Annotated in this window: 10 protein-coding genes; all 10 read right to left on the minus strand. The window is 56.7% G+C overall.

Annotated features, from left to right (window positions below):
* Positions 1–3 precede the first annotated feature (3 nt).
* Positions 4–1,419 (minus strand): pyruvate kinase, encoded by a 1,416-nt coding sequence (pyk, locus tag B7364_RS02795; RefSeq protein WP_085338428.1) that lies wholly within the window; start codon positions 1,417–1,419, stop codon positions 4–6.
* Complete coding sequence (gene eda, locus B7364_RS02800; RefSeq protein WP_085338429.1) at positions 1,416–2,045, minus strand: bifunctional 4-hydroxy-2-oxoglutarate aldolase/2-dehydro-3-deoxy-phosphogluconate aldolase; 630 nt, start codon at positions 2,043–2,045, stop codon at positions 1,416–1,418. Before eda ends, pyk begins: the two co-directional genes overlap by 4 nt.
* Before the next feature lie 21 nt (positions 2,046–2,066).
* Positions 2,067–3,035: a glucokinase gene (locus B7364_RS02805; protein WP_085338430.1), complete on the minus strand. Its 969-nt coding sequence runs from the start codon at positions 3,033–3,035 to the stop codon at positions 2,067–2,069.
* Positions 3,032–4,924, minus strand: a complete 1,893-nt coding sequence (edd, locus tag B7364_RS02810; protein ID WP_085338465.1) for a phosphogluconate dehydratase — start codon at positions 4,922–4,924, stop codon at positions 3,032–3,034. The genes B7364_RS02805 and edd overlap by 4 nt, the downstream gene beginning before the upstream one ends.
* A 15-nt stretch (positions 4,925–4,939) precedes the next feature.
* On the minus strand, positions 4,940–5,656 hold the full coding sequence (gene pgl, locus B7364_RS02815) for a 6-phosphogluconolactonase (protein ID WP_232780781.1): 717 nt from the start codon (positions 5,654–5,656) through the stop codon (positions 4,940–4,942).
* Positions 5,653–7,119: a glucose-6-phosphate dehydrogenase gene (gene zwf / locus B7364_RS02820; RefSeq protein WP_085338466.1), complete on the minus strand. Its 1,467-nt coding sequence runs from the start codon at positions 7,117–7,119 to the stop codon at positions 5,653–5,655. The genes pgl and zwf overlap by 4 nt, the downstream gene beginning before the upstream one ends.
* Before the next feature lie 73 nt (positions 7,120–7,192).
* Positions 7,193–8,893 (minus strand): alpha-amylase family glycosyl hydrolase, encoded by a 1,701-nt coding sequence (locus B7364_RS02825; protein ID WP_085338432.1) that lies wholly within the window; start codon positions 8,891–8,893, stop codon positions 7,193–7,195.
* A 4-nt stretch (positions 8,894–8,897) separates the two neighbouring features.
* Complete coding sequence (locus tag B7364_RS02830) at positions 8,898–9,776, minus strand: sugar ABC transporter permease (RefSeq protein WP_085338433.1); 879 nt, start codon at positions 9,774–9,776, stop codon at positions 8,898–8,900.
* Entirely contained in the window at positions 9,773–11,578 is a 1,806-nt protein-coding gene (locus tag B7364_RS02835) for a carbohydrate ABC transporter permease (RefSeq protein ID WP_085338434.1), read from the minus strand. The genes B7364_RS02830 and B7364_RS02835 overlap by 4 nt, the downstream gene beginning before the upstream one ends.
* Positions 11,575–12,861, minus strand: coding sequence for an extracellular solute-binding protein (locus tag B7364_RS02840; protein ID WP_085338435.1), 1,287 nt, complete (start codon positions 12,859–12,861; stop codon positions 11,575–11,577). The genes B7364_RS02835 and B7364_RS02840 overlap by 4 nt, the downstream gene beginning before the upstream one ends.
* Between the last annotated feature and the right edge of the window lie 2 nt (positions 12,862–12,863).

Raw genomic sequence — 12,863 nt, forward strand, 5'->3', positions numbered from 1 at the left:
ACCCTAGGTCGCCCGCGCGATCCGCATCAGATTTGTCCCGCCCTTGGTGCCAAAAGGCAGACCTGCGACGATCACAATCCGATCCCCAGACTTGGCTGTTCCGACTTTCGAGGACATGGATGAGGCCACACCGGCCATATCTTCCACATCTTTCGGGTCCTTGGTGACGCGGGCCTCTAACCCCCATACCAAGGCAAGCTTACGCGCGGTGCGGATACTGGGCGTCAAAACCAAGACAGGCTGCAAGGGCCGCTCACGGGCCACGCGCAGGGCTGTGGTGCCCGTCGCGGTAAAGGCGACCAGACAAGCAGCCTTGGAGGCATTGGCAGCGGTCCTAGCGGCCGCGGATACGGCATCAGGTACGGCGCTTTCTGGATTGGCATGCTCAGCATCCATCAAGCCCGGCCAACGCGGGTCAGATTCAACCCGCTCTGCAATCCGGCTCATCACCGCAACAGCCTCCATCGGAAACTGTCCGGCTGCTGTTTCGGCCGACAACATCAAGGCATCTGTGCCCTCATAAACCGCATTGGCGACATCGCTGGCTTCCGCGCGGGTGGGTGCGGCGGCAGAGATCATGCTTTCCAGCATCTGGGTGGCAACAATTGTGGGCACACCGCGCTCACGCGCCATGCGCAGGATCAATTTCTGGGCAACAGGCACGTCTTCTGGGGCCAACTCTACGCCCAAATCACCGCGTGCGACCATCACCCCGTCGCAATAATCCAAAATCTCTGCCAAACTCTCCAACGCCGCTGGCTTTTCAATCTTGGCCAAGCAAGCCGCCTTGCCATTCACCAGCTTGCGAAGCTCTGCCATATCTGCAGGACGCTGCACAAAAGACAGCGCAACCCAATCTACGCCAAGGCTCAAAGCAAACATCAAATCCTTGCGGTCTTTTTCGGTCATAGCCGAAATGGGCAGAACAGCTGTTGGCACATTGACGCCTTTGCGGTCCGATACGGGGCCTGGTTGGATGACCTCCGTATGCGCCCAATCCTCACCATGTTCGAGCACCCGCAGGCGAACCCGACCATCATCGATCAAAAGGTCATCGCCAGACTTTAGCGCGGCAAAGATTTCGGGATGCGGCATACAGGCCCGCTGCACGTCCCCTGGCGTTGGATCTCGGTCAAGACGGAAATGTGCGCCTTTCACCAAGTGCACCTTGCCTTCTGCAAATGTCCCGAGGCGGAGTTTGGGGCCTTGCAAGTCTGCGAGCACGCCAATCGGCCTACCCGTCGCCTTCTCGGCAGCACGCACATTATGATAGGCCTCCGCATGATCTTCATGGCTGCCGTGGCTGAAATTCATGCGGAAAACGTCAACACCCGCTTGAGCCAAAGCTAAAGTCATTTCGGGCGAGCGGCTCGCGGGGCCCAAAGTCGCGACGATCCGTGTACGGCGATTGCGGATCATGACTTTTTAAATCCAGCTGCGATGCGCGCATTAGATTCAATCGTGGTAAAATCGCCCGCATTGATCATCTCGGGTGTTGCAATCCAAGTTCCACCGACGGCCACCACATTGGGCAACGAAAGATAACTTTCGATCTTGTCTGGTGTCACGCCGCCTGTGGGGCAGAAGCGCGCATCGGGCAGAGGCCCGGCAAAACTCTTGAGGGCGGCCGCGCCACCAGATTGCTCTGCCGGGAAGAACTTTAACACCCCAAACCCTTCTTCTAAGCGGCTCATGATTTCGGTCGCCGTTGCGACGCCGACCATGACATTGGCATCGGCTTTCAAAAGGGCTGCGCGCAATCCTGGGCTTGATCCCGGTGTCACAATGAAGTCCGCCCCAACTTTAAAGCAGGCTTCAACATCGCCTTCGCTCAACACTGTCCCAGCCCCGATCAGCAAGTCCGGGGCGGCCGCTTTCATTAAGGCGATAGCTTCAAGGGCCACGGGCGTGCGCAAGGTCACCTCAAGATTCTTAAGGCCCCCGGCCTGTAAAGCCAATGCAAGGCCTTCGGCTTTGTCGAGGTCGGCAATCGTCAAGACCGGAATAAGTGGGGCGGCTCTCAATTGGGATGCAAAGCTGGTCATCGACCTCTCCTAGACAAAAAACTACGCAGGGTGCTTGGGGGCAAAGAAGGCAGCACCTTCTAAAGCAGCAAACGCATTGCGGGCGCGCCGAACCGGGATTCCGCTCAGATAGCCACTGACCGGCCCGCGCCCTAACAAGCGCGCAACAAATTCCGATGTGCGCATGAAGGGTGCCAAGGCCTCCGAAACCCCGCCTGCGATCACACAACCACCACGCGCACCCGTGGCCAAAATGGCGTTACCGGCAAAGGTGGCCAAGGATTGGATCATGACTTCGACGGCTTCAACCGCAGAGGGATCATCGCCTGCAATGGCTGCCGGCCCGATTTCATCGCCGCCCTTCAGGCGCGCGACCCGCCCTTCCAATTTAGCAATGGCTTTATACAGACGATCAAGACCCAGCCCAGAAACGAGATTCTCGTAGCTTACATAAGGCAGATCTTCTGCCACCACTTCTAGAATCTGCCGCTCACGCGGCGAGACTGGTGCATAGGCCTGATGGCCGCCTTCGGTAGAAAGCACCCGCCACTCTCTGCCGTCGGGCACTAAAAGTGCCATGCCAAGACCCGTACCTGGACCCAGAACAACGATGGGAGCACCCGCTTGCGCCTCGCCCTCAATCAGAGTTTCAAATGCATCCTCATTATTGGACGGCACTGCGCGGGCTTGGGCGGCAAAATCATTGACCAAGGTTACATGATCAAAGCCAAAGCGGGCCTTGGTGGCCGAAGCCGACACCAACCAAGATGAGTTGGTGAAGCGAACCTCGTCAGCACCGGTTGGCCCTGCCAAGGCAAAGACCGCCGTCGAAGGCAAAATCCGCCCATCAGCCTGCCAAGCTTCAATCGCTTCCTCTAAACTGGGGAAGGATAGAACAGGCATACGCTCTACATGAGAGAGCTCAACCTGCTGATTGGAATCAATATGGGCAATGGCGAGGCGCACATTGGTGCCCCCGACATCGCCAACGAGGATCGCTTGGGAACTCATGCATCTGCCTCAGCTGGTTGCGGATCTTGGTCTTGGGCAGGGTCCAAGATGGCCTCATCTGGATCCATGTCGCCAAAGGGCATCGCCCCTTGTTCGGCATGGCTAACGAGTGCACGGAACATGGAGAACATCTCGCGGCCAAAGCCCCGCGTTACGCCCTCCACCACTTGGGTGTCGACTTCGCGCTTTTGCCAAATTTCATCCGGCACCAAGGCATCCAAAGTCCCCGCTTCTGCGTCAACACGGACCATATCGCCGTCGCGAATCTTCCCAATAAGGCCGCCCAATTTTGATTCAGGGCTCACATGGATCGCCGCCAAAACTTTGCCGGAGGCACCCGACATCCGGCCATCGGTGACCAAAGCAACCCGGAATCCTCGATCTTGCAAGACGCCCAAGGGCGGGGTTAGCTTGTGCAGCTCTGGCATACCTGTGGCCGCAGGGCCTTGGCCGCGCACCACGACCACGACATCGCGGTCAAGCTCACCTGCTTTAAAGGCGACATGTAGGCTCGCTTGATCCTTAAAGACCCGTGCCGGGGCTTCGACGATCCGATGCTCCAGCTTCACGGCAGAAACCTTTACGCAAGCCCGGCCCAGATTGCCCTTTAGGACGCGAAGCCCGCCATCTTTCGAGAAGGGCTCAGCCACGGAGGCCAAAACCGACGTATCCCCACTGCTTGCGGGGGCTTCTCGCCACTCAAGCCCTGCGTCTGTCAAGAAGGGCTCTTGGGTATAGGCTTCAAGGCCTTGGCCCGCGACGGTCGTAACATCGCGATGCAGCAAGCCAGCCTCCAATAATTCGCGGATCAAAAAGCCCATGCCACCGGCGGCGTGAAAATGGTTCACGTCAGCAATGCCATTGGGATAGACCCGGCACAAAAGTGGGATAACCGACGAGAGATCGTTGAAATCATCCCAATCGACGATCAAGCCAGCAGCTTGGGCAATGGCCGGAATATGGATCATTTGGTTGGTGGAACCACCTGTGGCGCACAGGCCGATAATCGCGTTTACGATGCTGCGCGCATCAACTACATGGCCAATAGGGATATAGCTATCGCCTAATTGGGTGATCTGACTTGCCCGTTTGGCACAGGCTTCTACCAGCGCCGTACGCAAGGGCGTATTGGGATTGATGAAGGCCGTCCCCGGCACATGCAGGCCCATAATCTCCATCAGCATTTGGTTTGAATTGGCGGTACCGTAAAAAGTGCAGGTGCCGGGGCTATGATAGCTCTGAGATTCAGCTTCCAACAAAGCATCCCGGCCAACTTTGCCTTCAGCAAATAATTGGCGGATGCGGGCCTTCTCAGGATTAGGCAGTCCAGATGGCATCGGCCCTGCTGGGCAGAAGATCGACGGCAGCCAACCGTGGCGAAGTGCCCCGATCAACAGCCCGGGCACGATCTTGTCGCACACGCCCAGATAAATCGCGGCATCAAATGTGTCGTGCGACAGGGCAATCGCCGCACCCATGGCAATCGTATCGCGCGAGAAGAGCGACAGCTCCATCCCCTCAAAGCCTTGGGTGATACCGTCACACATGGCAGGCACGCCACCGGCCACTTGCGCCGTCGCACCAGCTTTGCGGGCGGCGGACTTGATAATGTCTGGATAGGCGGCCAACGGCTGATGGGCTGACAACATGTCATTATAGGCTGTTACGATGCCGATATTGGCCCAACGGCTATGCTTCAACATCTCTTTGTCTTGAAGCGGGCAAGCTGCAAAGCCATGCGCTTGATTGGCAGCCGCTAGACGCGCGCGCGCCGGATCTGGCGAGCGGCGGGAGTCGATTAAATCCAAATAGCGCTGCCGGCGCGCTTTGGAGCGCGCCTCAATACGGGCTGTAACGGCTTCGATCGTGGGATGAAGGGACTTTGTCATGGTCATCACTCTCAATCAGTCGGCCCACAGTGCAACGCACCGGGCGCCAGTTGCTTCAATAGCGGCTTTTATGGGCGCATGTGTGACAGGGGCATCCAAGGCTTGTTGAAGGATTTGTTTTTTTTCCGCGCCAAACAGCAAGATCAGAATTTGTTGCGCTTCGCTGACCACCGGCAACGTCATGGTCATGCGCTCTGAATAGGGTGCGGCCACAGGGGCGAGGCTGGCATCAATAGCCAGAACAGTGGCCGAACTCGTCGGATCAAGACAGGCAGCCAAATCGGGCGAAGCAGGAAACCACGAAGCTGTATGTGCATCGGGGCCCATGCCAAGTACAATGGCATCAAAGGGGCGCAGGACCCGATACACCAAATCCAATTCCGCTTCAGCTTGTTTGGGGCTTTCGGTCGGCAATTTCATGCCAAAAATTGTGACGCCCTTCGCCGGAGCAAAGGCCCGCTCAATCATTGCCTGATTAGAGCCTGGATGATCCAGATCAACCCAACGGTCATCGACCAACGCAATATCGACCTGCGACCAGTTAAGGTCCTTTGCGGCAAAGGCGCGATAGGCAGGTTCAGGGCTCGAGCCACCCGACAAAGCCATGCGCGCCCGCCGCCCCAGGGCATGGGCCTCGCGCACAGCAGCTTCCAGCGCATCGGCCAGCGCCGCTTCGGCTGCTGGTCGGCTTGCAAAGCTCAAAAGTGGAAAGGTTGTCACGCTGGCGGTCATATCAGGTCCCGCCATTTGCGCCCGTCACGATCCATCAACAACGCGGCCTGCAGCGGGCCATCGCTGCCAGAGGCATAGGGATCAGGCTGGGTGCCCGCACTTTCCCACGCCGCAATCACTTGATCCACCCAAGCCCAGGCCGACTCCACTTCATCCTTACGCATAAAGAGCGACAAGTTCCCACGCACGACATCCATCAACAAACGCTCATAAGCATCGGGATAGCGCAAGGTAAACGCCGTCTCATAGGATAAGTCGAGCGGCACGGATTTGACACGCAAACCGCCAGGACCTGGTTCCTTGATTTGCAACCACATCTCCATGCCTTCATCTGGCTGGAGGCGCATAACAAGTTGGTTGGGCTCCCCGTTGCCTCCAAAGAGGCTATGGGGAGGTGGGCGGAAGGTCACGACAATCTCTGACCGGCGCGAGGGTAAACGCTTGCCCGTGCGGAGATAAAATGGCACGCCAGACCAGCGCCAATTGGCAATCTCGGCCTTCAAAGCAACATAGGTCTCGGTCGAACTTGTCCGGTCAGGACCCAAATCTTCCAAATAGCCCTTCACAGCCTCATTCTCGACGAGGCCGGCGCGATACTGGCCGCGCACGCTGTGGCTGGCGATATCAGCTGGCCCAATGGGCACAAGCGCCTGTAGCACTTTGATCTTCTCGGTACGAATGGCATCGGCATCGACTGAATTGGGCGGTTCCATCGCCACCAAGCATAAAAGCTGGAGCAAGTGGTTCTGCACCATGTCGCGCATGGCACCAGATTTGTCATAATAATCGCCACGGCTGCCGACACCGATCGTCTCAGCCACCGTGATTTGCACATGGTCAATCGCCGCCCGCGACCATACCGGCTCAAACAACGCATTCGCAAAGCGCAAGACTAAAAGATTCTGGACTGTCTCTTTCCCCAAATAATGATCAATGCGGTAGACGCGATCTTCAGAGAAGACCTCTGCCACGGCATCATTGATCGCTTTGGCCGACATCAAATCCCGGCCCAAAGGCTTTTCCAACACCACACGTGAAGCAGGCGACACAAGGCCAGCATCGCGCAACTGGGCGCAAATGCCGCCGAAAACCGATGGCGGCGTGGAGAGATAAAAGACGCGCACCTTATCTTCGCCACCTGCTAACGATTGCACGAGATGGTCCCACGGACCATCGGCCTTAGTGGCATCAAGCGCCACATAATCGATCAAGGCCAAGAAGGCCTGAAACTCAGCAGACGACGGATCGCCCTTGGCCAAATTGGCAAAACCCTCACTGACGGACTTGCGGAAGGCTTCCTTGGTCATGGCTTGACGGGCCACGCCAACAATACGGCTATCGGTTGGAATCTGGCCGTCCTTGAAGCGGTGGAACAGAGACGGGAACAGCTTCCGCAGCGCTAAATCCCCAGATGCACCGAAAACAACCAAATCAAAACTGGGGACGGGGACGAATTCAGCCATCAGTGCGCTCCATTGGAACATCAGGGTTAAAGGGATTTGTCACAAGATACAGCGCCAAATCAGTGTTTTTACTTCAAGGACGTGCAGCAGCCCCAGATGTTTGGATTCGCACAATACCCGTACTCAAGGGCGGCAGGTCGATTGTAAGCCCTGATGCGCTGGTCTGCACCTGAATGTCACCAATCACGCGTTCAGCGTCAGTCAATTCCACTTCCGATAACGCGCTTGGGGTTACGCTGATCGTCCGAGGCAGATCAGAAACATTCATCACAAACACAAATTTCTCCGCGCCCAGCGTCTTCAGATCCACATAGAGATGCTGATCCGAATAGAGATGGGTCCGCGCACCGGCATAAAGAGCGGGGCTGACCTTACGTAAGGCCATTAACTCGGTCAGGTAGTCGCGCAGTGCAAGCGCTTTAGGCAGAACTTCCCTGTCTTTGGCATTGATACCGGGCAATTTGACCATATTTCGAGCAATGTGGTCATCACATTTCTGAAGCTCGCCGCAATTCTGGCGGATTTTCAACGAGAAGCCGGCAACTTCGGCCCCCACTTCTTCGCCATAATAAGTTGTGATCGGGCCGGACCATGCCGCCATAAAGGTGAAGGCCAAGCGGTGGCGAGCCCAATAAGCTTCTGACCTAGGCCCCCCCTTCCCGGCCCGCTGGATCAGATCGCCAAAGCGCACCAAATCATGATTGCCCAGCATCAGATTCATGATGGCGTGATCTGGATAGCTCGCATGGGCCCCCATGGCCCAGGCTTCTTGTAAGGTCGCCGCCGGCTTGCCCTTGGTACCATCCTCCCCTGTCGCGAGGATTTGGACCAAAGCATAACGGGTGGGAAAATCAAACGCGCTGGGCAAGGCAGGCTCTTGCGTCGTACCGAGGGACGCGCGAATCCGTTCTGCGGTGCCCCAAATCTCGCCCACCACATAGCCCAGCCTGCCTTGATCCTTAGACGCTGCAGAGATGGATTTCACCAGCCGCGCCAAGGGGCGATTGGGAACTTGATAGGCTTGATCAAGACGCCAACCATCTATCCCATACACATCAATCCAATAGCGGGCGACTTCATCATAAAAGGCCAGAGACTTGGGATTATCAAAGTCCACCACTTCGCCGGGATAAGTCGTAGGATTGTTGAAATAGTCATCAGGGCGCCTTGAGGCGGCGGGCACAAGACCCGATGGCGAGGGCGTCACATTGCCCTTATGGTGGCCAAAAACGCCATCGAAGATAATTCTTAGATCTCGCAGACGGGCAGCAGCGATTAGATCGCGCACATCTTGGGCCGTTCCAAACTGCGGATCGACTTTAAAATAGTCACGCGGATAATAGCCCGTGCCGTCAAGGCGGGGATTGACTACTTTCTCACCAGAATGGCGGTGTTGGGGGCTGCCCGCGGCACTGTCAAAAATCGGTGTCAGCCAAACTGCGTTAAAGCCCATGGCCTTAATGCCATCCAGCGCTTGGATCACGCCTTTGATGTCACCGGTATGGGGACCCGGGCCATAGCCGCCAATTGGATTATGCTCTGGCGAACCATCAACAAAGGTGCCGACCATGATTTGATAGAGGCGCAGCTCACAAAAGGGGCTACCCCCCCGATTACACGGCAAGCGGGCTTCGGTCTCGCCCATGGGGGCAGATATGACAGTCGGGGCTACAGCTGGCTTTGCCGCAACAGCACCAGCCGCGACACATGCCGCACCCGCCATCGCAATAATAGAAAAGCGCAGCGCCTCGCCTATCCAAGCCCGAAACGCCATCCGATTAGCCCTTGACGCCACCGGCGGTTAGGCCCGATACAAGGAAACGCTGCAACATCAAGAACAAAAGAACCACCGGCAGGGACACCAGAATAGAGCCCGCCGCGAAATAGCCCCATTGCGAGGAATATTCGCTCACAAAGAAGCGCAATCCGACAGGGGCTGTATATAGCGCCTCTTCATCCATGAATGTGGCAGCCAGAATAAACTCATTCCACGCCGTCATAAAGCTGAAGAGAGCCGTTACGGCGACGGCTGGGCGGGCCAACGGCAAGACGATTTGGAAGAAAATGCGCGAGGGCGAACAGCCATCCATAATCGCGCTTTCTTCAATCTCAATCGGGATTGAGTCGAAATAGCCCTTAAGCATCCAGACGCAGAAAGGAATGGCGGTGACCGAATAAACAATCACCAGCGCCCAAACCGAGTTATCAAGATCAAGCCAATCCACAATGATCACATAAAGCGGGATCAGCATCAAAGTACCTGGAAACATTTGCGTGACCAAGAACAGGGTCATGCCAAATTCGCGGCCCTTAAAGCGGAATCGCGAGAAGGCGTATCCAGCCGAACACGCCAAGGCGACCCCAAAGACGGTGGTAAGCGCCGCCACCAATAAGCTGTTCAGCATCCATTTGAGGAAGGGCTGATCCCGCAGCACGCCGACAAAATTCTCCATCGACCATTGCGCGGGAACCGGCGTTGCCGCCCGCATCCGATCCCAGAAGCCAGGGTTGGCCGGCAGGTCTGCAAGGCCAATGTTTTGAGTGCCCGAGAACGCCAAAGCAAACACCCAGAAGATTGGGTAAAGCGCCAACAAAGTGATGAGGATGAGAATGGGGTGCAGCCACAAAGGCGCGCGCTTTTGATCGGATGACGTCATTTGTTATTGGCCTCCGTGGCAGAAGTCGCGCGGATCTGGAACACGCCATAAATCAACAGGATCAAGAAAATCACGACCGAATAAGCGGCGGCATAGCCGTATCGATATTCCTCAAACGCGATGCGGTACGCCCGTGTCACAAGGATTTCGTTGGCCCCAGAAGGCTGCCCAGCGCTCACCAGATAGATCACATTGAACATATTAAATGTCCACACAACCGAGACGATGATGGCAGGCAGAAGGGCGGGTCGCAGGCTGGGCAAGGTAATCAGCCAGAATTGTTGCCAGGGTGATGCCCCATCAATGCGGGCCGCTTCATACATATCTTCATCCACCGCCTGAAGCGCGCCGAGTGCGACCACCATCATGAAGGGGAAGGACAGCCACGCGTTGGTGGCAAGGCCGGTGATAAAGCTCGGCCCCACGCTATCAAACCATTGAACGGGTTGGCCGCCAAAGGCTTGGATGGCTTGGTTGATCGCGCCAAATTGTGGGTGGAACATGCCCTTCCAAGTCAAAGCCGTGATGTAATTGGGAATAGCCCAAGGCAGGATCAGAAGTGTGCGATAGATCGCAACCCCGCGCAGGCCTTTGATATTGAGCAGAAGTGCCATCCCAAGGCCAATCGCCACCCCCAAAACGACATTGGAGACCGTCCAAACAATCGTGACGCCCAAGGTCCAATAGAAGTTCTGATAGTTAAAGGCCGCTCCATTGCCGCCGAAATTAAAGTCACCCAAAATGCTGGCATAATTGGCAAACCCAACCCAGCGATCACTCCAGCTTGCGCCTTGGTTCAATAAGGTCGTGTCGGTGAAGGATAGAATAAAGCCATAGAAGAAGGGGAAGAAGGCCAGTGCCAACATGCCAATCAAGGCGGGTGCCACATAGGCATAAGCGGTTGGGTTTTCTGTGAGCGCCCGCCACGTTGCAGATGCTGCTCCGAAACTGATGAAGCCGCCAATCAAGGCACCAAGCCCACCCAAAAACAGAAGCGAGGTGTTTAGCGCCGCCCCGTCCACCGCGCCTGCAACGACAGCCGAGTCCAACCGCGCAACATCACCGGCAAGTGTTAGGCCGTTGCTGGCGGCTACCGCCCGCATTGCCTCATCGACCGCGCGGGCCGTGCTGTTCAGATTGTCGAGAAGAAGTTGCGAGGTCGTGGCCAGATTAGCTCCCGTGAACTGGCCCAGAACAAAGGCAACGCCCAGCGGCAAAGCCAAACCCGCCCAAGCGCCGAGCTTTGGCTGAACGAGGGCCAGGCCAGCAAGCACCAGAATGCCGAGGCCGATCGCCCCCCATTGTAGCGGGGAAATGAGCGCTGGACCTGACGTTTTCGACGTCTGGACAATCTCCACCATGCCAACGCGCTGGCCAGCCACGACCAAAGGCGCAGCCGCATGGGCACCTAAGGCCTCTGGCTTGAGCTTTGCCCCTTCCATGGGAAGGCCAAGGATCAAATCATATAATGGCTTTTCGTTTAGATTTAGCGGACGGGGCGCAGCTTCACCGGGCCAATTGCTGGCGGCCAATTGCTTGCCGTTTCGCATGACAAGACGATAGCGATCGCCGTCCCGGCCAGAGCGCTTGAGCACATCGGCCATCATAACGCCAATTGTTTGGTCGCTAAGCCCTGCAGTCAGGCCCGCCGAACCCAACTTTGCCAAATCAGACGCCGTGACCAATGCAACCGCACCCGACGCCGCTTCATCGCGATGTTGGGCTGCTTGCTGCAGGAAGAACACGGCCCCAGAAATGACCATCAGGAGGGCGAAGAAGATCGCGCTTAAATTACGTTTCATGCCCGTCCCCCAGCTTGGGAAGCCCGCAAGGCGTTAATGGCTGCTTGCACTTCGGCTTGGCAATCATTCCAAGCCGATTGCGATGTCGTTTCCATTTTCGTGAAGCGCTTCATGGCTTTATCCGCCGGCGACCAAACCAATGTCATCTCTGGCAAATTGGGCATGGGCACCGCTAAGGCACCTTGGGCCTTGAAAGCTGAAATGATAGGATCATTTGCGATGGCGGGTACGCGATAGGCCGCCTCTGAAGCAGACAATTGCCCGCCCTTTTGCGCCATAATGGTCGAGCCCTGCGGCCCGGCCAAAAATTTCGCAAATTGCCAAGCTTCGTGTTCGTCTGCTGTACCGGCGGCCAGATAGATGGCCTCAATGGTCATCCAAGGCCGCATGGGCTGATTGTTGGCTTCTGAAATCATCGGCAATACCGCAATGCCCAGATCAATGTCCTTGGCCGCTTCGCCCAAAAACCACGGCCCACTCATGACCATGGCGGCCCGCTCTTCGTTAAATAGCGCCGTCACCAAAGAATTGGCGGGATCATCTGGCAGCAGGTTAAGCTCAGACCGCCATCTACGCACCAAATCAGAAGCTGCGACATTGGCAGGATCGTTCAGGATCAAGTCGCCCGCCGCATTAAAGGCACCCCCACCAAAGCCATTGGCGATGCCCGCATGGAAGAAATAATCGTCATAAGCATAAGCAAAGCCAAACCGACCACGCGCTTTGTCTGTGAGCTTTGTCGCGATCTCAACGAGTTCTTTGGTGGTGCGCGGTGGACTAGGGACTAATCTTTTGTTGTAGATCAAAGCGGCAGATTTGAAGTTCAATGGCAGCGCATAGGTCACGCCCTTATAGGTCGTAGCGTCCAGCATGCCGGGCAGAAAGCCTTGGCGATCTTGCTCACTTAAGAAGAAGTCGATGGCCGCGACCGTATTGCCGCTTTCAACCCAACCGCCCATGCGATCATGTGAAAAGATGAAAAGGTCCGGGCCCTTATTGCGGGGCACCGCCGCTGAAATCTTGTCGGCAAAGGCGTCATTCGGCACCCCGACGCAACGGACAGGACGGGCTTTACCGGCGACCTGGGCAGAATAAAGGGCAGCAACTTCTTCCAGCGCGGCCTTCTCGCGACCACGATAAGAATGCCAAACCACCAGAGCATCGCGTTTAGGACCCCCAGATTTGCCACAAGCGGCCAATATAGCCGTACCGGACAAACCGAGCCCTGCTGCTAGGAATGATCGTTTGGTGGGTGATCCCCCGTGACTTGTCCGCCAAGCCATGG

Origin of the sequence: Aquidulcibacter paucihalophilus (assembly GCF_002105465.1) — a bacterium.
Lineage (GTDB): Bacteria > Pseudomonadota > Alphaproteobacteria > Caulobacterales > Aquidulcibacteraceae > Aquidulcibacter > Aquidulcibacter paucihalophilus.